The sequence below is a fragment of the Mycobacterium sp. genome (assembly GCF_965229105.1).
Taxonomy (GTDB): domain Bacteria; phylum Actinomycetota; class Actinomycetes; order Mycobacteriales; family Mycobacteriaceae; genus Mycobacterium.
The window spans coordinates 105115-130781 of record NZ_OZ245858.1 but is presented as its reverse complement, the minus strand read 5'-3'; the positions used below and the strand labels follow the sequence as shown (position 1 = coordinate 130781).

The 25667-nt window shown below is 65.5% G+C and carries 19 protein-coding genes; 13 read left to right on the top strand and 6 right to left on the bottom strand.

Features of this window, described 5'->3' with window-relative positions:
* Together ADBZ9O_RS00600 and ADBZ9O_RS00595 are read right to left on the bottom strand one after the other, a co-directional pair.
* Positions 1–1590, bottom strand: a complete 1590-nt coding sequence (locus ADBZ9O_RS00600) for a phytoene desaturase family protein (protein ID WP_526527551.1) — start codon at positions 1588–1590, stop codon at positions 1–3.
* Positions 1591–1639: 49 nt separating this feature from the next.
* Positions 1640–2260: a TetR/AcrR family transcriptional regulator gene (locus ADBZ9O_RS00595; RefSeq protein ID WP_526527550.1), complete on the bottom strand. Its 621-nt coding sequence runs from the start codon at positions 2258–2260 to the stop codon at positions 1640–1642.
* Positions 2261–2529: 269 nt separating this feature from the next.
* Here ADBZ9O_RS00595 and ADBZ9O_RS00590 point away from each other — a divergent pair, with 269 nt between their 5' ends.
* From ADBZ9O_RS00590 to ADBZ9O_RS00555, 8 genes are all read left to right on the top strand, one after another.
* Positions 2530–3507 carry an alpha/beta hydrolase gene (locus ADBZ9O_RS00590; RefSeq protein WP_526527549.1) on the top strand — a complete coding sequence of 326 codons (978 nt, stop codon included), beginning with the start codon at positions 2530–2532 and terminating at the stop codon, positions 3505–3507.
* Positions 3508–3681: 174 nt separating this feature from the next.
* Complete coding sequence (locus ADBZ9O_RS00585; RefSeq protein WP_526527548.1) at positions 3682–4797, top strand: extracellular solute-binding protein; 1116 nt, start codon at positions 3682–3684, stop codon at positions 4795–4797.
* Position 4798: 1 nt separating this feature from the next.
* Positions 4799–5653: an ABC transporter permease gene (locus ADBZ9O_RS00580; RefSeq protein ID WP_526527547.1), complete on the top strand. Its 855-nt coding sequence runs from the start codon at positions 4799–4801 to the stop codon at positions 5651–5653.
* Entirely contained in the window at positions 5650–6483 is an 834-nt protein-coding gene (locus tag ADBZ9O_RS00575; RefSeq protein WP_526527546.1) for an ABC transporter permease, read from the top strand. The genes ADBZ9O_RS00580 and ADBZ9O_RS00575 overlap by 4 nt, the downstream gene beginning before the upstream one ends.
* Positions 6480–7535: an ABC transporter ATP-binding protein gene (locus ADBZ9O_RS00570; RefSeq protein ID WP_526527545.1), complete on the top strand. Its 1056-nt coding sequence runs from the start codon at positions 6480–6482 to the stop codon at positions 7533–7535. The genes ADBZ9O_RS00575 and ADBZ9O_RS00570 overlap by 4 nt, the downstream gene beginning before the upstream one ends.
* A gap of 51 nt (positions 7536–7586) precedes the next feature.
* On the top strand, positions 7587–8894 hold the full coding sequence (locus ADBZ9O_RS00565; protein WP_526527544.1) for a maltokinase N-terminal cap-like domain-containing protein: 1308 nt from the start codon (positions 7587–7589) through the stop codon (positions 8892–8894).
* Between the two features lie 21 nt (positions 8895–8915).
* A complete protein-coding gene (locus ADBZ9O_RS00560) occupies positions 8916–9371 on the top strand; it encodes an SRPBCC family protein (protein ID WP_526527543.1) in 456 nt (151 codons plus the stop codon).
* Between the two features lie 130 nt (positions 9372–9501).
* Positions 9502–11037 carry an LCP family protein gene (locus ADBZ9O_RS00555; RefSeq protein ID WP_526533746.1) on the top strand — a complete coding sequence of 512 codons (1536 nt, stop codon included), beginning with the start codon at positions 9502–9504 and terminating at the stop codon, positions 11035–11037.
* Here ADBZ9O_RS00555 and ADBZ9O_RS00550 read toward each other — a convergent pair.
* Positions 11030–11944 carry a cytochrome c oxidase assembly protein gene (locus ADBZ9O_RS00550; protein ID WP_526527542.1) on the bottom strand — a complete coding sequence of 305 codons (915 nt, stop codon included), beginning with the start codon at positions 11942–11944 and terminating at the stop codon, positions 11030–11032. The two genes, ADBZ9O_RS00555 and ADBZ9O_RS00550, sit on opposite strands and share 8 nt — an antisense overlap.
* Positions 11945–12079: 135 nt before the next feature.
* On the opposite strand from ADBZ9O_RS00550, the gene ADBZ9O_RS00545 reads away from it, so the two are divergent.
* Positions 12080–13087 (top strand): vWA domain-containing protein, encoded by a 1008-nt coding sequence (locus ADBZ9O_RS00545; RefSeq protein ID WP_526527541.1) that lies wholly within the window; start codon positions 12080–12082, stop codon positions 13085–13087.
* Here ADBZ9O_RS00545 and ADBZ9O_RS00540 read toward each other — a convergent pair whose 3' ends face one another.
* Complete coding sequence (locus tag ADBZ9O_RS00540; protein WP_526527540.1) at positions 13088–13672, bottom strand: hypothetical protein; 585 nt, start codon at positions 13670–13672, stop codon at positions 13088–13090.
* Positions 13673–13850: 178 nt separating this feature from the next.
* On the opposite strand from ADBZ9O_RS00540, the gene ADBZ9O_RS00535 reads away from it, so the two are divergent.
* Positions 13851–15158 carry a cytochrome P450 gene (locus tag ADBZ9O_RS00535; protein WP_526527539.1) on the top strand — a complete coding sequence of 436 codons (1308 nt, stop codon included), beginning with the start codon at positions 13851–13853 and terminating at the stop codon, positions 15156–15158.
* Between the two features lie 3 nt (positions 15159–15161).
* Here the strand turns inward: ADBZ9O_RS00535 and ADBZ9O_RS00530 are convergent, their stop codons facing one another.
* Positions 15162–15701, bottom strand: coding sequence for a hypothetical protein (locus ADBZ9O_RS00530; RefSeq protein WP_526527538.1), 540 nt, complete (start codon positions 15699–15701; stop codon positions 15162–15164).
* A 97-nt stretch (positions 15702–15798) separates the two neighbouring features.
* Here ADBZ9O_RS00530 and recC point away from each other — a divergent pair, with 97 nt between their 5' ends.
* The 3 genes from recC to recD are packed head-to-tail and all read left to right on the top strand — an operon-like array spanning position 15799 to position 24256.
* Positions 15799–19161 (top strand): exodeoxyribonuclease V subunit gamma, encoded by a 3363-nt coding sequence (gene recC, locus ADBZ9O_RS00525; RefSeq protein ID WP_526527537.1) that lies wholly within the window; start codon positions 15799–15801, stop codon positions 19159–19161.
* On the top strand, positions 19161–22490 hold the full coding sequence (locus ADBZ9O_RS00520) for a UvrD-helicase domain-containing protein (RefSeq protein WP_526533744.1): 3330 nt from the start codon (positions 19161–19163) through the stop codon (positions 22488–22490). The genes recC and ADBZ9O_RS00520 overlap by 1 nt, the downstream gene beginning before the upstream one ends.
* Entirely contained in the window at positions 22487–24256 is a 1770-nt protein-coding gene (recD, locus tag ADBZ9O_RS00515) for an exodeoxyribonuclease V subunit alpha (RefSeq protein WP_526527536.1), read from the top strand. The genes ADBZ9O_RS00520 and recD overlap by 4 nt, the downstream gene beginning before the upstream one ends.
* Before the next feature lie 136 nt (positions 24257–24392).
* On the opposite strand, the gene ADBZ9O_RS00510 is transcribed toward recD, so the two are convergent.
* The gene (locus tag ADBZ9O_RS00510; RefSeq protein WP_526527535.1) at positions 24393–25400 is read right to left on the bottom strand and encodes an alpha/beta hydrolase; all 1008 of its coding nucleotides are present in this window, start codon (positions 25398–25400) and stop codon (positions 24393–24395) included.
* Positions 25401–25667: the final 267 nt, after the last annotated feature.

Here is a 25667-nt window from a genome sequence, read left to right as displayed (position 1 = left end):
CTACCCTCGGTCGGCCAGTGCCTGCAGGGCCGCGTTGTAGCCGGGGATGAAGGTGATTCCCGGCCCGCCATGGCAGCCTGCGCTCGCCAGATACAGCCCGTCCACCGGCAGGGGCTGATCCAAATACCCCTTGGGGCCGGGTCGGTTCGGTCCGATCTGATCGGAATGCAGCAACCCGTGGCAGTAGTCACCGCCGGGGGCGCCGAACATGGTGCCCATATGTTTGGGCGTGAACGTCGTGTGCCGTGAGATCAGGCTCTCGAAGTTCGGGGCCAGCCGGGTGATCTTGTCGATCACGCGTTGGCCCATCTCGGTCTTCATCTCGCCGTAGCTCGATTCGCTTTCCTCGATCGGGAACCACAGTGAAAACGCCGACGCCGCATGCTTACCCGCGGGGGCCAGGCCTGGATCGTTGACCGAGGGAATCTGTAGTGCGATAGACGGATCGGCAGGAACGATGCCGCGCCGGCAGTCCTCCCACTGCTGCTGCAATTCCTCCGGCGTGCTGAAGATGCCGATGTTGGACTGCATGGCCGGATCGTTGAGCACTTCATACGGCGCTGCGAATTCCGGTATGCCGTCGAGGGCGAAGTGCATCTGCAGATAGCTGCCGCGATGGTCGATGCGGGTGAAGCGTTCGCGGATCTCCGCGGGCAGCGCCCCGGAATCGACGAGACCGTTGACCGTGAGGTCAGGGGCCAGGCTGGACACGACGATCGGTGCGGACAGCGTCGAACCGTCGTCGAGTCGGACGCCGGTGACCCGGCCGTCGGCGACGGTGATCTCGTCGACCTTGCTGCGCAGCCGTACCTCGCCACCGTGTGCGGTGAAGAGCTCGAGAAGGTGAGTGGTGAGTGCGCCGATGCCGCCGCGCAATTTCTTCACCAGCACCGTGTTCTCGTCGGGAACAGCGAACCCGTAGGCCAGTGCCGCCGCGGTGCCCGGCGTCGCCGGCCCGCGATAGGTGGTGTTGACGGCCAGCAGCGAGAGCATCCCCCGCAGTGCACCGTGCTTCTCGCGGTCCGGCAGATACCGGTCGAGGATGTCGGTGACCGATCCAAAGAGCAGGTCGGTGATCGTGGACCGCTCGAATTCGTTAGTCGCACAGGCGTACATCTCATCCAGCGTCTTGGGCGGCTGGCCGGCTTCGAAGCGGCCCAGCGCTCGCGTCGGTGCCTGACACCAGGCCATCAGACCGGCCATCCCGTTGACCGCCTCGGCGCCGTGCACCTCGTTGAGGTGGGTGAGCAGCTTCATCGGGTCGGTGTAGTAGATGACGGGTTCGTCCCCGACTCCGCGCAGCGATACCGACATCACGTCGAGGTCGACAGTGGGCAATGTGTCCAGGCCGAGCTCCCGGCTCACCACCGCCGACGTTGGGACCTGCACCGAACCCGCTATCTCGAACTGATAGCCGGCCTCTCCGTCTTTGAAGAGCTCCACGGTCGACGCCATCCCGCCCGCGTACAGCTTGGCGTCCACGCAGACCGTGCGCAGACCGGCCTTTTGCAGGACGGCCGCGGTGGTGAGGCCGTTGTGTCCGGCCCCGATCACGATGGCATCGAACCCCGTGTTGTCGGAATGTGACATATCCGTCCTCCCCGCGCTCCAGAAAAAGTTTTGTCAATTATGACAAAACTTAGGGGGCGACGGGTCCCATTTGGAGGCCGCATTCCAGAGACGTGAGCGCGTCACGACACAACCGAGCCAACTCGGCCAGTGATCGGTCGGCGCTGAGCATCCACACTTCCATCGCTCCGAACACCGCTGCGGAGATGCAGCGCGCGGTGACTTTCACGCCGAGGCGCGCGTCGACGGAGCCCTGCGCGACGCTCGGATCGCCCCCGGTGATGCGGGCCTCGACGGCTGCGGCGAAATCGGCCTCGACCTGATGCAGGTGCCGGACGATCCGGTCCGGATCGAGCTCGCTGGACCGCAGCGTGGCGATCTTCGTCACCGCGCTGACGTCGTACGGGAAGGCAAAGATGGCCGCCTGCACCGCGGCGATGAGGGGTTCGCCCACCGGTCGGGCTTCCAGCGCGGTCCGGAACCAGTGCAGACCCGCGTCATAGTCGGCGAACAGCAGGTCGTGTTTGGAGGTGAAATGCCGATAGAAGGTCCGCAGCGACACCCCGGCGTCAGCGGCGATCTGCTCGGCGGAAGTGTCTTCGACACCCTGTGCCAGAAACCTCACTAGCGCGGCTTGTCGCAGCGCTTCCCTGGTGCGTTCGCTGCGGGCTGTTTGCGCAGCTCGAGCCATTCGATAGACGGTACCGCAGACGGGGCAAACGTCATGATTGACAAAACACGCGCAGCGGCGCGTGTCTTTGCACTCGGCACTTACCAGCTGGAACGCACGCGTTCCACTACCGCCTTTAGCGTGTCGCCATGTATGGTCACGCCGTAGGGGAGCACTATGTCTTTATGGAATAGCGTCTTGAACAGGGCATCCGTCAATAGAAAGCATGGCGGATATTGAAGTCGCGACACCGTGTGATGTCGCAAACACAGATTGGCTGGAAGGCACAGATGAAACTGGTTGACATGTTGCGAGGCAAGTGGGCCCGCCGACTCGGAGTCGCCGCGGTGGCCGCCGCCGCGTTGCCTGGTCTGATCGGCCTCACCGGCCAAGCTGCCACTGCGGGAGCCTTCTCCCGTCCGGGCCTGCCGGTCGAATACCTGATGGTTCCCTCGCCGTCCATGGGCAGGGATATCAAGGTCCAGTTCCAAAGTGGCGGTGACAACTCACCGGCCGTCTACCTGCTCGACGGACTGCGCGCGCAGGACGACTTCAACGGCTGGGATATCAACACCCAGGCGTTCGAGTGGTACCTCGACTCCGGTCTGTCGATCGTGATGCCTGTCGGCGGACAGTCCAGCTTCTACGCGGACTGGTACTCGCCGGCCTGCGGCAAAGCCGGCTGCCAGACCTACAAGTGGGAAACCTTCTTGACCTCCGAGCTGCCGGGTTGGCTCGCTGCCAACCGCAACGTGCGCTCGACGAACAACGCCGCCGTCGGACTGTCGATGGCCGGTTCGGCATCGATGATCCTGTCGGTCTACCACCCGGGTCAGTTCACCTATGCTGCCTCGCTGTCGGGCTTCCTGAACCCCTCCGAGGGCTCCTGGCCGTTCCTGATCAACATCTCCATGGGTGATGCCGGCGGCTTCAAGGCCAACGACATGTGGGGTCCGACCCAGGACCCGAACAGCGGCTGGAAGCGCAACGACCCGATGGTGCAGATCCCGACCCTCGTCGCCAACGGCACCCGTCTGTGGGTGTATTGCGGTAACGGCACACCCAGCGAGCTCGGTGGCGGCGACCTGCCTGCCACCTTCCTGGAGGGTCTGACCATCCGCACCAATATCACCTTCCGCGACAATTACATCGCCGCGGGCGGTAACAACGGTGTCTTCAACTTCCCCGACAACGGCACGCACAACTGGGCGTACTGGGGACAGCAGCTGCAGCAGATGAAGCCCGACCTTCAGTCGCATCTGATCTGATCCGACTCACCGTCAAACACGAAATCCCCCAACAGCAGTTGGGGGATTTCGTGTTTGACGACCCGCCGCAACGGCTACCGTTCTCCCGGCACGCCGGTTCGAATTCGGCTGACGGTCACCGCTGACAACCCGTCCGTTCACCCCTCCGTTTCCTGCCCACCGGAAGGTCTGGCTATGAGAACAATCCGTCGCCTCCTGACTGCTGTTGCCGCCGCATCGCTCGTCGTCGTCGGGCTGGCGGCGTGCGCCCCGCCGGAGAAGAAAGCCGCCGACAGCGATGCCGGCGCGGCGACGTCCGCGGCTGATCTCGGCGGGATGGACGCGCTGGTCGAGGCGGCCAAGAAGGAGGGCCAGCTCAACGTCATCGCCCTGCCGCCGGACTGGGCCAACTACGGCGCCGTCATCAAAGCGTTCGAGGACAAGTACGGCATCAAGGTCACCTCAGCGCAGCCCGACGCCTCCAGCCAGGACGAGATCAACGCCGCTACCCAGCAGAAGGGCAAGAGCACCGCGCCGGACGTGTTCGACCTCGGGCAGTCAGTAGCCCTGGCCAATGTCTCGATGTTCGCGCCCTACAAGGTGGAGAAGTTCGACGACATCCCCGCCCAGATGAAGGACGCAAACGGTGCCTGGGTGAACGACTACGGCGGCTACATGTCCATCGGGTTCGATACCGCGAAGGTGCCGCCGGTGACCTCCGTCGACGATCTGCTCAAACCTGAATATCAGGGCAAGGTGGCGCTCAACGGCGATCCGACGCAGGCCGGTGCAGCGTTCGCGGGTGTGGTGATGGTGGCGCTGACCCAGGGTGGCTCGGCCGACGATATCGCCCCCGGCGTCGAGTTCTTCCGGAAGCTGAAGCAGGCGGGGAACTTCCTGCCCGTCGACCCGACGGCGGCGACCATCGAATCGGGGCAGACGCCGGTGGTCATCGACTGGAACTACCTCAACGCTGGTGAGACCAAGAAGCTCCCGACCTGGCAGGTGTTGGTGCCGGAGAACGCGGCGGTGGCCGGTTACTACAACCAGGCCATCAACAAAGAAGCACCGCATCCCGCGGCGGCCCGGCTCTGGCAGGAGTTCTTGTTCAGCGACGAGGGCCAGAACCTTTATGCCGCAGGCGGTGTCCGCCCGGTGCGAGCTGACGCGATGATTGCGGCGGGCACGATCGATGCGGCGGCCGCGCGTGAGCTGCCTGCCATCGACGGGCCGACAACCGTTCTGACGCAGGAACAAAGCGATAAGGCCACCAAGTACCTGGCCGAGAACTGGGCCAAGGCGATCGGCTGACGTGTCGGGCGTCAGCCGGAAAATCCGTGACGGGCTGCCGCTGCTGCCCTTCCTGGCGTTCGTCGGCGTGTTCCTGATCATCCCAACGGTGACGGTGATCGTCAGCGCGTTCTTCCTCGACGGCACCTTCTCGCTGGAGCGGATCGGCGCGCTGTTTTCCGACACAGCCCTGACCGCGTTGTGGCGCAGTGTTTTGCTCTCAGGTAGTACCGCGGTGCTTGGTGCGATCCTCGGCGCGGTGCTGGCCTGGCTGATCGTCTCCAGCCCGGCGTCATCGGCGTTTCGCCGGGCAGTGCTGTCGCTGTGCAGTGTGCTTGCCCAATTCGGCGGTGTGGCATTGGCATTCGCTTTCCTGGCGACCATCGGCTTAAACGGTGTGCTGACCTTGTGGGTGCAGGAGCACATCGGCTGGAACCTTGCCGGCAACGGCTGGCTCTACGGCCTCAGTGGGCTGGTGCTGGTCTACACCTACTTTCAGATCCCACTGATGGTGATCGTGTTCCTGCCCGCCCTTGAGGGGCTACGCGATCAGTGGCGGGAGGCCGCTGTCAGCCTCGGCGCATCAACCTGGCAGTACTGGCGTGAGGTGGCATTCCCGTTGCTGATGCCGGCGTTCCTCGGCTCGGCGCTGTTGCTGTTCGCCAACGCCTTCGCGGCGTATGCGACCGCCGCGGCACTGGTCAGCCAGGGCAGTCCGATTCTGCCGCTGTTGATCCGTTCGGCGCTCACCAGTGAGGTGGTGCTGGGGCAGGCCGGTTTCGCCTATGCGCTCGCACTCGAGATGATCGTCGTCGTCGCGATTGTCATGGTGTCCTACAACATCCTGGTCCGCCGTACGTCACGTTGGCTGCGATGAAGCAGATCAGCTTCAGCGGCAAGATCTTTCGCGGTGTCCTACTGGTGTTGTTCGGACTGTTCTTCTTGTTCCCCCTCTACGCGATGGCGGATTTCAGCACCCGTAATCTGCTGCAGGGCGGGCGCACGTTGCAACCATGGCTGAACCTGATCCAGGATGAGGCGCTCTATCAGTCGATCGTGATCTCGTTGATGCTTGCGGTGTTCACGGTGGCGGTGATGCTGCTGGTCCTGGTGCCGACCATGATCTGGGTTCGGCTGCGGGCACCGTGGGCAAAGGGGCTGATCGAATTTCTCTGCCTGCTACCACTGACGATCCCCGCCCTGGTGATCGTCGTCGGTCTGCGCAACGTCTACCTGTGGGTGACGTTTCTGCTGGGGGAATCAGCACTGACACTGACATTCGTCTACGTCGTGATCGTGCTGCCGTTCGCGTACCGCTCGCTTGATGGTGCGCTGTCTTCTATTGACCTGCAGACGCTTTCAGAAGCGGCCCGATCACTCGGCGCAGGCTGGGTGACTACCATCGTGCGGGTCATCGTGCCGAACATCTGGTCGGGAATCCTGTCGGCGGCCTTCATCTCCATTGCTGTCGTGCTCGGCGAGTACACCATCGCTTCACTGAGTGGATTCGAGACGTTACAGGTGCAGATCGTCTTGATCGGCAAAAGCGATGGGCCGACATCGGTGGCCGCTTCGCTGGCGGTGTTGCTGTTCGGTTTCGTCCTGTTGTTGGCGCTATCGCTTCTCACCCGACGGGGTAAGCATGGGGCCGTGGACCCTGACCCGAGCGCACCCACACCCATCACCGCGTCTGGAGTTTCTACATGACCGCACGCACCCGATCCGGGGTTGCCGTGGACCTGACCGACCTCACTCGCGTGTACGGCTCGGTGAAGGCGCTCGACGGACTGACGCTGCACCTCGAACCAGGGGAGCTGGTGGCCCTGCTGGGACCGTCGGGCTGCGGGAAGACCACGGCGTTGCGCATCCTCGCCGGTCTGGACGATCCCACGTCGGGCACGGTGGCGGTCGGGGGTCGCGATATCACCACCCTGCCCGCGAACAAGCGCGATATGGGCATGGTCTTTCAGGCCTATAGCCTCTTCCCGCATCTGACCGTCCTGGACAATGTCGCTTTCGGACTCAAGCTGCGGGGAAAAGCAAAGGCGGAGCGCACTTCTCGGGCCGCAGACATGCTCGATCTGGTCGGATTGACCGAGCACAAGCAGAAATACGCCAATCAACTTTCCGGCGGGCAGCAGCAGCGGGTGGCGCTGGCCCGTGCCCTGGCAATCCAGCCGCAGGTGCTGTTGCTGGACGAGCCGCTCTCGGCACTGGATGCGAAAGTGCGCGTCACGCTGCGCGATGAGATCCGCCGCGTTCAGTTGGAGGTCGGCACGACAACACTTTTCGTCACCCACGATCAGGAGGAAGCCCTCGCGGTCGCCGATCGGGTCGGGGTGATGAGCCAGGGCAGGCTCGAACAGATCGCCCCACCGGCGCAGCTCTACGCCACCCCGGCGACCCCGTTCGTCGCCGAATTCGTCGGTCTGCACAACAAGGTGCCCGCCACGGTGGCGGACGGGTCGGCATTGGTGCTCGGCGCAGAGGTGCCTGTGCTCAGAGGCTCAGTCGGCACCGGATCGGGCATGGCCATGGTCCGGCCAGAAGCGGTGACGATCACCGCCGATGCGGACGGCACCGCGACGGTGGCCGCGGTCGCTTTCCTCGGCCCGATTTCCACCGTCACGGCGACACTGGCCGATGGCACGGTGGTGGTGGCGCAGATGAGCAGCGCGCGGGCGCAGGCGTTCAGCCCTGGTGCACGAGTTGCCGTCGGCGTGGAACCCGCGCCGGTGTTGGTGCTGGCCCGCAGCTAAGCGGTTGAGGACTGGGGTCTTCGGGTAAGGGACCAACATGGAGATGAACACGTGACCTTGCCGTTCGCGAAGTGGCTGCCCACGCAGCGGTGGTACGCGGGCCGGACCAAGACGCTGCTATCTGCCGAACCCGGTGCGGTGGTGGCACTGCGCGACGACCTGGATCTGACGCTGGTGGATGCGGTCTACGCCGATGGCTCCTCCGAGCGCTACCAGGTCATCGTGCGGTGGTCTGCCGACCCGATCGCCGACTATCACCTCGCTGCGGTGATCGGAGAAGACGACGGGCGCCACGGCTACGACGCGTTGTACGACCCGTCAGCGGCGAGCTATCTGATGTCGCTCTTCGATTCGTCCACCACGTGCGGCGAGGTGGTGTTCACCAAGGAACCTGGGGTGTCCCTGCCGGTCGACGCCGTACCGCGGGTGTCCAGTGCTGAGCAGAGCAATACCAGCGTCATCTTCGGCCAAGCCGCGATGTTCAAGGCGTTCCGTCGGATCAGTGCGGGGATCAACCCCGATATCGAATTGAACCGCGTGCTGGGCCGGGCCGGGAATCCGAATGCGGCGCTGCTGATGGGTTCCTACGACACCACCTGGGCTGGGGAGCCCTGCGCGCTCGGCATGATCGCCGCCTTTGCGCCGAACTCTGCCGAGGGCTGGGATATGGCGACCGCGAGTGCACGCGATGTCTACGCCGGAGCGGTCAGTGATTTCACCGGTGAGTCCTACCGGCTCGGTGAGGCCGTCGCCTCGGTGCATTCCGTACTGGCCGACGAGCTTGGCGCGTCGTCAGCGGATTTTCCGGTGGAGAACGCGTTGGCGCGCGTGGCGGTGGCCGCTGCGTCCGCTCCGGAGTTGAAGCCGCTGCTGCCGGCGATCGAGGAGCGCTTCAACAAACTCGTCGGCGAGTCCGTCACCGTGCAGCGGGTGCACGGTGACCTGCACCTCGGTCAGGTGCTGCGCACCGAGCAGACCTGGCTGCTGATCGATTTCGAAGGGGAGCCGGGCACTCCTCTCGATGATCGCCGTCGACCCGATTCGGCGCTGCGCGACGTCGCGGGCATGTTGCGGTCCTATGAGTACGCGGCCTATCAGCCGCTGATCGGACGGGGCTTGGGGGAAGGTGAGGCACCGAGCGAGGAACAGCTGGCCCTGGCCCGCGACTGGATCGATCGCAACACACAGGCCTTCTGTGATGGCTACGCGGCAGTGTCCGGGGTGGATCCGCGGGAGGCCCAGACGCTGTTGGCGGCCTACGAGCTGGACAAGGCGGTGTACGAGGCGGGTTACGAAGCCCGGTACCGGCCGAACTGGCTGCCGATACCTATGCGCTCGATCAGCCGTCTGTTGGGCTGAACCGGTGCCTATGATCGCCACATGCACGCCTCGGTAACCGTCCACATGGCCGCCCCCGCCGACGACATCTGGAACCTCGTCGCCGATATCCGCAACACCGGCAAGTTCTCGCCGGAAACGTTCGAGGCCGAATGGCTCGACGGCGCGACGGGCCCCGCGCTCGGCGCCACCTTCCGCGGCCACGTGAAACGCAACGAGATCGGCCCGGTCTACTGGACCACCTGCCGGGTCACGGCGTGTGAACCCAACCGCGAGTTCGGCTTTGAGGTGCTCCTTGGCGGTAAGCCGGTCAACAACTGGCATTACGCCTTCGCGCCTGCCGGGGACGGAACCGATGTCACCGAGTCGTTCCGGATGACCGACGGGCTCATGACGACGGTGTTCGGGCTCTTCGGCGGCCAGCTGCGCAAGCGCCGCAATATCCGCGATATGACCAAAACCCTGGAGCGCATCAGGGCGGTCGTCGAGGCGGCCTGACCTCCGCGGACTGGCTCAGCGGGCGTTCGCCTGCTGTAGTGAGAGCGTGTTGGACGCGGGCGAGACGGAGGGAGCCCCCGGCGCGGCGATAAGCCCGCCGGTGAGTCAGCATGCTCCGGTCCGGCACCGGATGCCCCCGACCGGTCCGTCCTGGGGGTTTCGGGTGGTCAGGGCGCTGATTGGGCTGGCGTCCGTCGTCGCCGTCGTGGCCACGGGAATGATGTGGTGGACGACCCGTGATGTGCTCGGCGGTTTCACCGTCTCAGCGGCGCTGCCCGGCGATGCCGACCGGTCCGGTGGTGGTGCGATGAACATCCTGCTGATCGGCCTGGACTCACGCAAAGACCAGCAGGGCAATGAGCTGCCGCAGGAGGTTCTCGATCAGCTGCATGCGGGTGATTCGGAGTCCGGCGGGTACAACACGAACACGCTGATCCTGGTGCACATCAGCGCGGACAACGCCGTCAAGGCATTCTCGATCCCGCGTGATGACTACGTCACGTTCAACCGTGTCCCCGGCTATCGCCACATCAAGATCAAAGAGGCCTATGGTCTGACCAAGTTCTACACCGAGCAGAAACTCGTCGATGAAGGCGTGGACGATCGTGCCACGCTGGAAATGCAGGGCAGGGAAGCGGGCCGCGCGGCGACCATCAGTGCCGTCCGCAATCTGGTCGGGGTACCGATCGACGCCTTCGCTGAGGTCAACCTGGCCGGTTTCTACGATCTCGCGCATGCCCTCGGTGGGGTCGAGGTGTGCCTCAATCATCCTGTGCAGGACAGCTATTCGGGCGTCGATCTGCCTGCCGGTCGGCAGTGGCTCGATGCGACCCAGGCGTTGGCGTTCGTCCGTCAGCGTCACGGACTCGATAACGGTGATCTCGACCGCACCCACCGCCAGCAAGCGTTCCTGGTCTCGGTGGTACATCAGCTGCAGGATTCGGGCACGTTCTCTGACCTGACCAAGCTCAACAATCTGATGGATATCGCCCGCAAGGACATCGTCTTCTCCGCGGGGTGGGATATCGACCAGTTCAAGCGACTCGGGGCACTCGCCGACGGCGGTGCGCAGTTCGAGACACTGCCGGTGCTGCGCTACGACGTCGAAAACGGCCAGGACGTCAACATCATCGATCCGCAGCAGATCAAGGCTCAGGTGCGGGCCGCGTTCTCCGACGGAGAGTCGACCACCACCGAGCGGGTGCCGTCGAGCACCGTCGACGTGGTCAACGCCAGCCAGACCTCTGGGCTGGCGACCAAGGTGTCGGGCCGCTTGACCGAGCATGGCTTCACCGAGGGTGAGGTGCGCGATCCGACCGAGGATGACCCAAAGACGACGTCCATCGAATACGGACCCGGTTCGGAAGCAGACGCCGAAGAAATCAGCACCCTGTTGGGCGACGTCCCGGCCGATCCCAACTCGGCGGTGCCCGCTGGGCACGTCCGGGTAGTTCTCGCATCCGGTTTCACGCTGCCGAGTGTCGAGGAGTTGTCGACGACCTCGGCGGAAACCACCGCGACATCAAGCGGCACAACTTCAACCGATACGACGTCAACCGATACGACGTCAACCGATACGACGTCAACCGATACGACGACCTCGACCTCGCCGACCCCCGATCACGGTGCCCCAGTGGATGGTGGCGGCATCCCGTGTGTCAACTGAACCGGTCTTTGAGCTGCGGATCGTTCTCCCACCACAACGTCGACACGGTCGCCGTGTCCAGCTCCAGGACCGCGTCGACCTCGACGGAACGAGCCTGCTCGTCGACCGACAGTGCACGCATCAGCATGATCAGGAATGGCACGCCGAGGACGTCCCCGACGATCCACAACACCCCTGCACCGATCGTCTGATCCAGGCGCAGGCTCGGCCCCCAGGTGCGTTGCAGGCCCGCGTAATAATCGGCGGCGATCAACGGCCCCAGCCACAGGACCAGTCCGAGCAGGCCGTCGCCGATGGTCTCGACGATGCTGATCACCACCGAGATCAGCTGCGAGAACCGCCGGGGCACTGGGTCGGCCTGCAACCGGGCGTAGAAGTAGCCGAATCCGATCAGCACGAGCAACCCATTGGTCGCCGCCGCGACCGCGGAGTTCTCCAGGGCTGCGCGGTACCACGAGGTGAGGTAGAGCAGCCACGGGGTGCCCAGCATCGCTATCGACGTCGAAACCGGGTGTGCGGCAACGCGAGCCGCCCGGGAGGCAAGGAGCTGATCGAAGCGATCTCGAGATCGGGAACCCAGCGTGTCCCGCAACAGTGTCAGCGGCCGGCCCATCGCGAGGAGGAGTGGAACCAGGAACAGCAGCACCAGGACCTGCAGGGCTCGCACCCAGAACAGCACATCGGCGTAGACGCTGATCATGCTCATCGTCGCCAGCACCCACAGGCCGCACCCGATGCCGAAACACCATGCCGCTGCGCTGTCGATCGCGGCCCCGCGACGGCGCTGGACCCCGATGGCCCGGAGGTAGGAACCGCCGATCACCACAATTGCCACAGCCGATGACACGTCGAGGCGCCATGAACTCAGCGCAGTGGCCAGCGTCAGCGGCGTCGAAGCCGGGTGCATGGCGCCAGTATGGAGCCCGGTGGTGGTCATTTCCGGTCCGCGTTGACGATGCACAGCAGGTTCGCACCGCATCGGTGCCCTTTCCCCAGCTCCGCTTTCTAGTTTCGAGGAAACGACCAGCGACGGAGTGGCCCTGTGACCTTGCCCTTACTGGGGCCGATGACACTGTCGAGTTTTGCGCACGCCTGGTTCTTCGCGTTCGCGCTGTCCGCTGTCGTCGTCGCAGCGCTGTACGTCATCGTGAACCGTCGCAGGCACAGCCAGGTACTGCGCTTTGCGAATATGGACCTGCTGGTGAGCGTCGCGCCGAAACGGACCGGCCGATGGCGGCATGTGCCGGCGATCCTGGTCATCTGTGCACTGTTGACGTTGACCGTGGCGATGGCCGGTCCGACCCGCGATATCCGCATCCCGCGCGACCGTGCGGTGGTGATGCTGGTTATCGACGTATCCGAATCGATGCGGGCCACTGATGTGGCACCGAGCCGACTGCTGGCGGCGGAGGCGGCGGGGAAGAAATTCGTCGACGAGCTCACGCCCGGTATCAATCTCGGGCTGATCGCCTTCGGCGGGACCGCAACGGTTCTGGTGGCGCCGACCACCAACCGGGCCCTGATGAAGGCGGCGATCGACCGACTTGCGCCCGAGGACCGGACCGCGACCGGTGAGGCGATCTTCACCGCGCTGCAGGCCATCGCCACCGTCGGCGCCATCATGGGTGGTAACGATCAGCCCGCGCCCGCCCGCATCGTGTTGGAGTCCGACGGTAAGGAGACGGTGCCGTCGAATCCCGACGACCCCAAGGGTGCGTTCACTGCGGCCAGCACGGCCAAGGAACAGGGCGTCCCGATTTCGACGATCTCGTTCGGTACGACCGGCGGCACTGTCGAGATCGATAACCAGACGCAGCCGGTACCGGTCGACGACGAGGACCTCAAACACATCGCCGATCTGTCCGGCGGTGAAGCATTCCGGGCGTCCAGCCTGGAGCAGCTGAACAGCGTGTATTCCACACTGCAACAGCAGATCGGCTACGAGACCGTCCCTGGTGACGCGAGCTCGGGCTGGCTGCGGATCGGTGTTCTGTTGGTCGCCCTCGCCACGGGGGCGGGTCTGCTGATCAACCGCCGACTACCGAGCTGATCAATAGATCGTCTGCGTGCAGTAGGTCCGCGCCGGAGCCGGGTACGGCCAGGCGTAGTGGCCACTGGCCGTCGGGCACGCCGCCTGGTCGCGGACGTCGAGGCGCTGGGTGACCTGCACCAGGACGCCGGTGGGGGGTTCGGAGCCAGACGGTGTGCAGGTGGCCCTGGTGACGATGCCGACCGGTAGTTCCATCTGATAGCAGTGGTCGGCAATCAGGTTCGGCACCAGGCACAGCGTGGCGGTTGGCTCGTCGGCGGCGGTTGCCGGGAACCGCTGATATTCGGCGCTGGGGCAGGATCCGGCCGCGGTGGTGGTGGCGCCGATGGTGTAGCTCGGGTCCACCGCGCACGATGACTTTGCGGCGCGCACCACGTTGGGCGCCGCCGCGGGAATCACCACGCAGTCACCAACCGTGAATGCCTGGGCGGTGCGTTCTTCGAACGTCACCCGGGCCTGGTTGATCACGATGACGGCGGTGACCGCGACGACGGCGACGACGGTCGACACCGCGACGATCAGCCACCGACGACGGGCCAGGGGCGGCGTGCCTGGTGCAGCGGGCGATGGTGCGGGAGTGGCCATTGGTATTGGATTGTCGACCACTTTCGGCGTGTCTGCAGGAGATTCTGAAGGTGCGATGGTAAAAGCGGCGTGATTACACCGATGTCATTCGATCGCCACATGCGCGCCAGCGGCGCTGATGCTAAATCTCTGGACCCGCGCGGTGACGGATGTCACACTCGGTCAGGGGAGGTCAACAATGACTGTGACAACAAGCCGGACTGGTATCGCACCTCGCGAGAACGGTGCGCCGCCCCCGCGGGTGGCGCTTTCCGATGTCGATCTGCATTCGCTGGGATTCTGGGAGCAGGACGAAGACCGCCGTGACGGTTGCTTCGCCGCGCTGCGCCGGGAGGCGCCGGTGTCGTTTTGGCAGACACCGGAATTCGAGGGCTTCATCTCGGGCGCGGGGCACTGGGCGCTGACCAAACACGAGGACGTCCATTTCGCGAGCAGACATCCGGAGATCTTCAGTTCGGTACCCACCAGCACTTCGTTGCTGGATGTCGACCCGGAGATCGCCGAGTTCGTCGGTTCGATGATCTCGCTGGACGACCCGCGACACCTGCGACTGCGCACCATCGTCAACCGGGCTTTCACGCCGAAAGTATTGGCCCGGATCGAGGCGAGCGTGCGCGATCAGGCCCGCAACCTGGTCTCGGCGATGGTGGCGAATCATCCCGACGGGCAGTGCGACTTCGTCGCCGAACTCGCCGCGCCGCTCCCGCTGGCCATCATCTGCGACATGATGGGCATCCCGGAAGAGGATCGCTCGAAAGTGTTCCATTGGACCACCGTGTTGTTGGGGGTCGGTGACGACGAGATCACCGTCGATCACGACGAATTAGTTTCGATCACCATGCAAATCGCTGCCTACGGGGTCGAGCTCGCGGAGAGCCGGCGGGCCCATCCGGGTTCGGACCTGACGACCGCACTGGTGCAGGCCGAGGTGGATGGGGAGAGTCTGAACTCCAGCGAGATCGCCTCGTTCTTCATCTTGCTGACCGCCGCGGGCAACGAAACGACCCGCAATGCCATCAGCCACGGCATGGTTGCGTTGAGTCATTTCCCCGGCGAGCGCGAGCGGTGGTGGGCTGATTTCGACGGTATCGCACCGACCGCGGTCGAGGAGATCGTCCGCTGGGCCTCACCGCTGAGCTTCATGCGCCGCACGCTGACCGAGGATATCGAGATGCGCGGCACGAAAATGAAAGCGGGCGACAAAGTTTCGTTGTGGTACTGCTCGGCGAACCGCGACGAGGAGAAGTTCGACAACCCGTGGCGCTTCGACGTCACCCGCAGCCCGAATCCACAACTCGGCTACGGCGGCGGTGGTGCCCACTTCTGCCTCGGGGCCAACCTGGCCCGCCGCGAGATCCGGTTGGCCTACGAGGAGTTGCACAGGCAGATCCCCGATATCGTCGCGACGGCCGAACCGGCGATCCTGCGCTCGGCCTTCATTCACGGCATCAAGCGACTACCCGTGGCCTGGACGCCGCCGGCCTAAGACTCAGTGGGCTCCGTTGTTGGAGCCGTCGTGGCCGCCGTTGGGGTTGAAACCGCCGCCGTTGTTGAAGCCGTTGCCGCCGAAGTTCGGCCTGGTCGGTGTGGCAGTCACGGTCTGGGTGACGGTGCTGGTGTCGGTGGGCACCGTCGTCGTCGCGGTGTCAGTCGCGGTGTCAGTCGTGGTGGTGGTCGCGGCGGTGGTGGTCGGCGTGTCGGTGACGGCAGGCGCATCCGTGGCCGTGGCCGTCACCGTCTCCGGTGCCTCGGTGATGATGGTCTGCCCGTTACCGCCCCCGCTGTGGTGGGTGCTCGCGGTTGTCGAGCTGGCCGGAGTCGATGTCGCGGCGGTCGGAGTCGTTGCGGGCGCCGCAAGCTTCATGACGGCAAAAGCCAACGCCGCCAGCACAATAATGGCCAGGGCACCGCAGCCGAGCAGCACAGGTGCGCTGCGGTACCAGGGTTGCTGCGGTGGCCCGCCGTAACCCGGGGCGCCGTTGGTTTCGGAGTAGTAGGAACCGCTGCCGTTTGGGTCGAAGCTGGACACGGGCGCAGACAGTATCCGGCCGGCCTGGCAGCGAGCCGACAGCTTCCGCAGGGATTGCTACAAATGGCGCCGGACCGGCCCCCTAGGCTGGGCGGCGATGGCATTTCACGTCCACCGCGCCGAGCGCACCGACCTGTTGGCGGACAGCCTCGGCGCCCTGCTTGCGACGCCGCTGGCTGATCCGTTCGCCGAGGAACTTGTCCTGGTTCCTGCACGGGGCGTCGAGCGGTGGCTCAGTCAGCGGCTCTCGCATGTGCTGGGCCGCCGCGGTAAAGATACCGGCGGTAAAGATACCGGCGGCAAAGATACCGGCGGTGGAGGCACCGACGGGGTTTGCGCGGGGGTGGCATTCCGGTCGCCCGGGTCGTTGATCGCAGAGTTGACCGGCACCGCGCGGGCGCCGGGGGTGCAGGACCCGTGGGCGCCCGACACCCTGGTCTGGTCGGTGCTCGACGTGATCGACAGCAGCCTGGACGAGCCGTGGTGCTCGACATTGGCTGCGCACCTTGGGCATTTCAACACCGGCGAGGAAGCCGTACTGCGCCAGGGCAGAAGGTTCGCCACCGCGCGCCGGATCGCCGGGCTCTTTGCGTCCTACGCCGCCCAGCGGCCGCAGCTGCTGGTCGACTGGAGCGCCGGCCGTGGCACCGACGGTGCGGGCGGTGAGTTGGATCCGGATCTGGGCTGGCAACCACACCTGTGGCGGGAAGTGTGTGCGCGGCTGGCCATCGATACTCCGGCGACGCGGTTCGCCACCACCGTTGCCCGGTTGCGTTCGGCACCAACGGACCTGCCCGCCCGGTTATCGCTCTTTGGTCACACCCGGCTGTCGAGCACGGATATCGCTCTCCTCGAAGCAGTTTCCGTCCATCACGATCTGCATGTGTGGTTGCCGCATTCCAGCGACCAGCTGTGGCGCAGGCTGCCCAGTCAGGCGCGACCAGTCCCGCGCACCGAGGATGAGGACCGTCTCCAGGTCAGGCATCCGCTGCTGGCGACATTGGGACGCGATCTGCGTGAACTGCGGCGCAGCCTGCCCACCGCAGATGTGGTCGATGAGTACGTCGGCGGCGCACCGGCCCGGCCCACCACCCTGCTCGGCTGGCTGCAATCTGATATCGGTGCCGATAGCGTTCGCCCGACCGCACGTCACCTGCTGGCGGATGACCGCTCGGTGCAGGTGCACAGCTGTCACGGGCCTGCCCGTCAGATCGATGTCCTGCGTGAGGTCTTACTCGGTCTGCTCGCCGACGACCCGACGCTGGAACCGCGCGACATCCTGGTCATGTGCCCCGACATCGAAGCCTATGCGCCGTTGATCGTTGCGGGTTTTGGCCTCGGAGACGTTGTCGGCGAACAACATCCGGCGCATCGGCTGCGGGTGCGGCTCGCCGACCGCTCGTTGGTACAGACCAACCCGCTGTTGGGGGTGGCCGCCGCAGTGCTGGCGCTGGCCGACGGCAGAGCGACGGCGAGCCAGGTGTTGAACCTGGCCGAAGCCGCACCGGTGCGCGCCCGTTTCGGTTTCACCGACGACGACCTGGAAGCGGTCACCGGTTGGGTGCGCGACGCAGGCATCCGGTGGGGTATCGACAACGCGCATCGCGCGCGGTACCAGCTCGACACCTATGTGCAGAACACCTGGCGCTTCGGGCTCGACCGGGTGCTGTCCGGCGTTGCGATGTCCGACGACGCACAGGCTTGGCTCGGCACGACGTTGCCACTTGATGATGTGGGCAGCAACAAGGTCGAACTCGCCGGTCGGGTCGCCGAATACGTCGACCGCCTCACCGCGGTGATCGACGCACTGTCGGGCACCCGGCCACTGTGCCAGTGGATCGAGACCCTGCGAGACGGGGTGGGTCTGCTGACCCGCGCCGACGGCGCTGACGGCTGGCAGACCTCCCAGCTGTACCGCGAGTTTGCCGACACCATCGAACGGGCCGACGCGCGCGCCGATATGCCGATGCGGCTCAACGATATTCGGTCGCTGCTGGATCGGCAGCTGGCCGGCCGCCCCACCAGGGCCAATTTTCGCACCGGGACCCTGACCGTGTGCACCATGGTGCCCATGCGGTCCATTCCGCACCGGGTGGTCTGCCTGGTCGGCCTAGACGACGGGGTGTTCCCCCGCATCGACGCCGTCGACGGCGATGACGTGCTGGCGCGCCGACCGATGACCGGCGAACGCGATATCCGGTCCGAGGACCGCCAACTGTTGTTGGACGCGGTGATGTCGGCGACGGAGAAGCTGGTGATCACCTATACCGGCGCCGACGAGTACAGCGGGCACCGCAGGCCACCCGCGGTGCCGCTGGCAGAGCTGCTGGACGCGCTCGACCAGTGCACGACGGAAGCCGTTCGCGACCGAATCGTGATCGAACATCCGTTGCAGCCCTTCGATGTTCGAAACGTGACGCCGGGAGAGCTCGGCGTGCCGACGCCGTTCACCTTCGATCCGACCGTGCTGACCGCGGCAAGGGCGGCGACGGGGACGCAACGTGAACCGCAGGCATTTCCGCAGGGGCTGTTGTTGACGGTGCCGACCGGCGACGTGGCGTTGGCCGACCTCATCGCATTCGTCAAGAACCCGGTCCGGCATTTCTTTCGGACGGTCGATATGGCGTTGCCGCGCGATGTCGAAGGGATCGATGATGCGATGCCCATCGAACTCGACGGGTTGGCGCGTTGGCAGGTCGGCGAGCAGATGCTGGGGGATCTACGCCGTGGTCAGGACCGTCGCTGGGTGTTGGACGCCGAATGGCGCCGCGGCACCATGCCGCCGGGCCAGCTCGGGTGGCGCCAGGCCAAGGAGATCCGGGACGGCGCAGAGGAACTCGCCACCGCCGAGGCTCAGTTCCGCGACGTCGTGCCGCGCGCTGTCGATATCGATATCGACCTGAACGGCGAGCGCCGGCTGACCGGTACGGTTACACCGGTTTACGGCGAGAAGGTGGTGTCCTCGACGTTCTCCCGACTCGACGGCAGGCACCTACTCGACCCGTGGGTGCGCATGCTCGCCCTGGCCGTCGCCGAACCCGACCGGGACTGGTCTGCGGTGTGCATCGGCCGCGGTGGTGACGAACCCGTGCTGACCAGGACGCTTGGCCTGCCCGCTGAAGGTGCTGCCACGGTGCTTCGAGATTTGATCGCTTTATATGACGCCGGGCGTGCCGAACCAATTCCGTTGCCGGTCAAGACGTCCTACACCTGGGCAAGTACCCGCCTGCGGGGCAGAGACCCGGAGATCCCCGCCCGTCGCACGTGGACGAGCAAGTTCGGCGGCGACGACAGCGAACCTGCACATGTTCGGGTCTGGGGCGGACCGCCTGCACCGTTCGAGGCGCTGCTGACCGCTCCCCGCGCGGGCGAGGAGATGGCCGGGGAGGACACCAGACTGGGCGCGTTCGCCGCCCGGTTGTGGCTTCCGCTGCTGCGGGCGGAGAGGCGCCAGCGATGATGGATCGATTCAATCTATTGGGGCCACTGCCTGCGCCGGGTTCGACAACCGTGCTCGAAGCCAGCGCGGGCACCGGAAAGACCTTCGTCCTGGCGGGGCTGGTCACTCGCTATCTCGCCGACGGTGCCGCCACGCTCGACGATATGCTGCTCATCACGTTCAGCCGGGCCGCGACGGCCGAGCTACGCGAACGCGTACGCAACCAGATCGTTGAGGCGGTAGCGGTTTTCGAGGGTGGTGGACCTTCGGAGCGCAATGACTTGATCGAGTCTCTGCTGTCCGGTACCGATGCGCAGCGCGCCGCCAGGCACAGCCGGTTGCGCGATGCGCTCGCCGAATTCGACGCCGCGACCATCGCCACCACACACGAATTCTGCCAACTGGTGTTGAAATCACTTGGGGTGGCCGGCGATAGCGATGCCGGTGTGAGCCTGGTCGAGGATCTCGGTGACCTGGTGCATGAGATCGTCGATGATGTTTACTTGCGCCGGTTCGGCGGTCGATCGGAGCGGCCGACGTTCGACCGCGCCGCTGCACTGGAGCTGGCCACCGCCGTGGTGGACAAGGCCGGGACCGAATTGCGACCCATCGATCCGCCGGTGGGAACAGTGGCCTACGAGCGGCTCGGGTTTGCCAGGGATGTGCTGGCAGAGCTCGATATTCGCAAACGCCGGCTCGGCATCCTGCACTTTGATGACCTGCTGTCGCGGCTCGCGGATGCGCTAGGTCCCGAGGATGCCCCGGCCCGGGTGCGGATGCGCCGACGGTGGCGCATCGTGATGATCGACGAGTTCCAAGACACCGACCCGGTGCAATGGCAGGTCGTCGACCGGGCATTTCGTGGTCACTCGACCCTGATCCTGATCGGTGACCCCAAACAGGCGATCTATGCGTTCCGCGGCGGCGATATCGACGCCTACCTGGAGGCGGCGCGGACCGCAGGCACCCAGTTCACGCTCGGCACCAACTGGCGTAGCGATAGCGCCCTGGTCGGCAGCCTGGCGACCGTGCTGCGTGGTGCGGCCCTCGGCGACGCCGCCATCGTCGTACACGATGTCGATGCCGCCCACCAGGGGCACCGGCTGGCGGGGGCGCCAAACAACGCACCGTTTCGGCTGCGGGTGGTGGATCGGGCCATGCTGGGTTACCAACGCACCCAGAGCATTCCGATCGCCGAAGTGCGCACTCATATCGCTCGCGATCTGGCTGCCGATATCGCCGCAACCCTGGCCGGCGGTGCGACCTTTGCCGATCGGCCGCTGGCAGCCGGAGATATCGCGGTCATCGTCGAGAGCCATGCCGATGCGCGCCGCTGCTATGACGCGTTGGTCGAGGTGGGTATACCCGCGGTCTACACCGGCGACTCGAATATCTTCTCCTCGGTAGCGGCCGCGGAATGGCTGTGCCTGCTCGACGGTTTCGATCAGACCCACCGCAGCGGCCTCGTTCGCGCCGTGGCCGCCACAGCCTTCTTCGGGCATTCCCTCGAAGAGGTGGTCCACCAGGGTGACGCGTTGACAGACAGCGTCGCCGATACCCTGCGTCAATGGGCTGACCACGCCCGCGAGCGCGGTATCTCGGCGGTCTTCGAAGCTGCCAATGTGGCCGGGATGAGCCGGCGCGTGCTCACTGATCGTGGCGGGCAGCGGATGATGACCGACCTGGCCCATATCGGTCAACTACTTCAAGACGTTGCGCACCGTGAACGCCTTGGGGTGCCTGCGCTGCGGGACTGGCTGCGCGACCGGTGCACCGAGCAGCGCCGCGCCGAGCGCAACCGGCGCCTGGACAGTGACGCGGCCGGCGTGCAGGTGATGACGGTCTGGGCGAGTAAGGGGCTGGAGTACCCGATTGTCTACCTGCCCTTCAGTTTCAACCGTTGGGTCGGCGGCAGTGAAGTGATCGCGTTCCACGATGTGCACGGGCGCCGCTGCCTGCACATCGGCGGACCGACAGCCGTGGACTTCGAAGACGCCGCCAGAGCGGGCCGCGCCGAAGATGCCAGGGAACGCCTCCGACTGGCCTATGTCGCACTGACCCGCGCCCAGTCGCAGGTTATCGCGTGGTGGGCGCCGACCAAAGATGAGGTCAACGGCGGGCTTTCGCGGTTGCTGCGCGGCAGGGCCCGTGGCGATGCCGACGTGGTCGAGGAATGTCGCAGGGGGATCACCGATACCGACGCGGTGGCGTGTTTTCGCGCCTGGACCGAAGAGGGCGGGCCGGTGGTCGAGCGGGCCGTCATCGGTGACGTACCTGAAGTTCCTGCCGTGCCCGCCCCGACCGGTCTCGCGGTCCGGCATTTCCACCGTGGTATCGATACCCGCTGGCGCCGCACGTCGTACTCGGGGTTGATCAGGGCGGCTGGATCCAGTGGTTCGGAGGTGACCGAACCGGGCTCGCTCGGGGCCACCAGTGAACCTGAGATCGCCGGCAAGGACGACGAAGTCGAGGATATTCCGGTCGGTGTGGCGGTGACCTCTCACGGCGCGCAGATCGAGTCCCCGATGAACAATCTGCCCGGCGGCACGGCGTTCGGTTCACTGGTCCACGCGGTCCTCGAGACGGCCAACCCGGCAGCGTCCGATCTTGCCGGTGAACTGACCGACCAGATCCACGCGCACGCCGCCTGGTGGTCGGTCCCCGCAGACCCCGCCGAATTGGCGACCGCACTGCTGGCGGTGCACGACACCCCGCTGGGCCCGCTGACACCGGGTCTGACGTTGCGCGATATCGGGCTCGGTAACAGGTTGCGCGAGTTGGACTTCGAGATCCCCTTGGCCGGAGGCGATCTGGCCGGACCGACGGCGCGGGAGACCACCCTGGCCGATGTCGGTGAGCTGGTCCGGCTGTACCTTCCCGCTGATGATCCACTGGCGACCTATGCCGAGCGGCTGCGCAGCCCCGTCCTCGGTGCACAGTCCCTGCGCGGTTATCTGACCGGTTCGATCGACGTGGTGCTGCGGGTACCTGACGGGGATGGGCATCGTTATGTGGTGGTCGACTACAAGACCAACCGGCTCGGTGAACCGGGCCGCCCGCTGACTGCCGCCGACTATGGTCCGCAGCAGCTGGCCCAAGCCATGCTGCACTCCGACTATCCACTTCAAGCTCTGCTGTATTGCGTTGTTCTGCACCGATTCCTGCGCTGGCGCCAACCCGGTTACGTTCCCACTGTGCACCTCGGCGGTGTGCAGTACCTGTTCTTGCGTGGCATGTGCGGCCCGGAAACGCCGCTCACCGACGGTCATCCCGCCGGGGTGTTCAGTTGGAAGCCGCCCGCCGAACTGGTGAGCGCACTATCGGATCTCCTGGATGAGGGAGTGCGGTGAGCGTCATCGACGTCGACGATCCGCACGACTGGCGGCGGGTACGCGATGCGAAAGGGTTGCTGCGCATCTTCAACGATGCCGGTGTGTTGGAGGCGGCCGACGTGCACGTCGCCACCCGACTGGCAGCGCTGACGTCGGAGACCGACGACAGGGTGCTGCTGGCCATCGCCTTGACGGTGCGAGCGCTGCGGGCGGGATCGGTCTGCGTCGACCTGATGACTGTCGCCGAGGATCTCGGCCTGGACCTGCCGTGGCCCGAACCCGACGCGTGGCTCACCGCGGTGCAGGCGAGTCCACTGCTCGGTACGCCACCGGCGTTGCGACTCTATGCGGATCGATTGCTCTACCTCGACCGGTACTACCGGGAGGAGGAGCAGGTGTGCGCTGATCTGCTGGCAGTGGGTGGACTGGACGTTCCCGTCGACCCCGTGGCGCTCGCATCGGGTCTGGACCGGGTGTTCCCCGCCCCGAAGTTCACCGAACAGCGTGACGCCGCCCAGATTGCGTTGTCGCAGTGGACAACTGTGCTCACCGGCGGTCCAGGCACCGGTAAGACCACCACTGTCGCGGGATTGCTGGCCCTACTGGCCGAACAGGCCGAGCTGGCGGGCCGGACCCGGCCGCGGATCGCGCTGGCCGCACCTACCGGTAAGGCGTCGGCGCGGTTGCAGCAGGCCGTGCAATCGGAGATCGACAATCTTGGCGCGGCCGATCAGGCCCGGCTGTCCGGTCTGCAGGCCGTCACCTTGCATCGGCTTCTGGGCTCGCGGCCCGATACGTCGGCGCGGTTCAAGCATCACCGCGCGAACCGGTTGCCCTATGACGTCATCGTCGTCGATGAGACGTCGATGGTGCCGTTGACGATGATGGCCAGGCTGCTCGAAGCCGTGCGGCCGGCCACCCGGTTGATCCTGGTCGGCGATCCCGATCAGCTGGCCTCGGTGGAAGCCGGCGCGGTACTGGCCGATTTGGTCGACGGGCTCGGCGCCCGCTCAGATGTCCACGTCGCCGCGCTGACCACGTCGCACCGGTTCGGCGAGTCCATCGGTCGGCTCGCCGAGGCGATTCGCCACGGTGCCGCTGACACGGTGCTCGACCTGTTGCGGGCGGGCGGAGAGCATATCGAGTACGTCGAGGACAACGCGGCCTACCTGCTACGGCAGGTCCTTGTCCCGCACACGCTGGCCGTCCGCGCGGCGGCCGCAGCCGGTGATGCCGCAGGTGCGTTGGCCGCGCTGGACAGGCATCGCCTACTGTGTGCGCACCGGGAAGGACCGTGGGGTGTGCGGCACTGGAACCGGCAGATCGAGCGGTGGCTCACCGAGGAGACCGGTGAGGCGCTCTGGACGGAATGGTATGTCGGGCGCCCGATCCTGGTCACCGCCAACGACTATGGCCTGAAGTTATACAACGGGGATACCGGCGTGACGGTGCTGCGCGACGAGGCACTGCGGGCATCGATTGCGGGTGCGACCGGCTCGCTGGAGTTCGCGACCAGCCGACTTGCGGAGGTCGAGACCATGCACGCGATGACCATCCACAAGAGCCAAGGCAGCCAAGCCGACGAGGTCACTGTGCTTCTGCCGCCACAGGATTCGCGGTTACTGACGCGGGAACTGTTCTATACCGCGGTCACTCGCGCGAAAGCCAAGATCCGGGTGGTGGGTACTGAGGCCGAGGTGCGCGCCGCCCTGGACCGTCGGGTGGTGCGGGCCACTGGACTGCGGCTGCGGCTGTCCGAGAGCGTGTCGCACCTCTCGCGTTGATTGAGCGCTCACGTCTCATCCTTCGCTGAAAAGTCATACATGAGTACTCAATCAATAGGCGGGACAACAACACAGAACAGCCCCCGCCGTGGCGGGGGCTGCCTCTGTGGTGCAGGTCGGTGCAGGGTGCAGCAGGTCAGGCCGCGGGCGGTCCGCCGTTGAGCACACGCTGCATATCGGGAACCATCATCTGCAGCTGCTGTCCCCAGTAGCCCCAGCTGTGCGTGCCGTTCGCGGGGAAGTTGAACACGCCGTTGGTGCCACCGGCCGCGATGTAGTTATCGCGGAAGGTGACGTTGGTCCGCAGGGTGAAGCCCTCCAGGAACTGCGCCGCCATCAGGTTGCCGCCGTTGGTGCCTGCGTCGAGGTCCGACGGGGTACCGGTACCGCAGTAGATCCAGATGCGAGTGTTGTTGGCGACGAGCCGGTTGATGTTGACCATCGGATCGTTACGCTTCCAGGCCGGGTCGCTCGACGGGCCCCACATGCTGTTGGCGTTGAAGCCACCTGCGTCGTTCATGGCCATCCCGATCAGCGTCGGCCACCAGCCCTCGGAGGGGTTGAGGAAGCCGGAAAGCGAAGCGGCATAGCTGAACTGGTCGGGATGCCAGATGGCCTGGGTCAGCGATGCCGAACCGGCCATCGACAGACCCACGGTGGCATTGCCGGTCCGCGACACGCCGCGGTTGGCTTCGAGCCAGGTGGGCAGTTCCTGGGTCAGGAACGTCTCCCACTTGTAGGTGTAGTTCTGGCCATTGCCTTGGGACGGCTGGTACCAGTCGGCGTAGAAGCTGGACTGTCCGCCGACGGGCATGACCACCGAAATGCCCGAACCGTCGAACCATTCGAAGGCGGGGGTGTTGATATCCCAGCCGTTGTAATCGTCCTGGGCACGCAGACCGTCGAGCAGGTAGACCGCATGCGGTCCGCCGCCCTGGAACTGGATGCGGATCTCTCGGCCCATCGATGGCGATGGGACATTGATGTATTCGACAGGCAGACCGGGTCGGGAGAAGGCCCCGGCTGTCGCCTCGCCTCCGGCGATCCCGATCAGGCCGGGCAGCGCGGCAGCCGCAACTGCGGCGACCGTCAGCCGGCGCAGGTTTGCCCTTGCCGTACCGCGCAACTTCTCAACGAGCTTCACGACTGTCGCTCCTCCATTTTCGTAATTACAAGCTTGTGTTACCGATGTGACGCAAGTGAATCATGTGATTCGCAGGTGTCGCGCTCGGAAAACCCCGTGGAGGTATCGCGGTTGCCTAACGATTGGGCGTCACACCGGAGGCCGATTCGTCACCGCGTTGTGACCAGGCACCGGCGTGTTGGCGCAGTGCGCGGTTTGCGCCAGCCCACGCGGAGAGCTGTTGTCCCAGCGCAATCGGCCACTAGCAGGGCGGCGCGGAAACTCAGG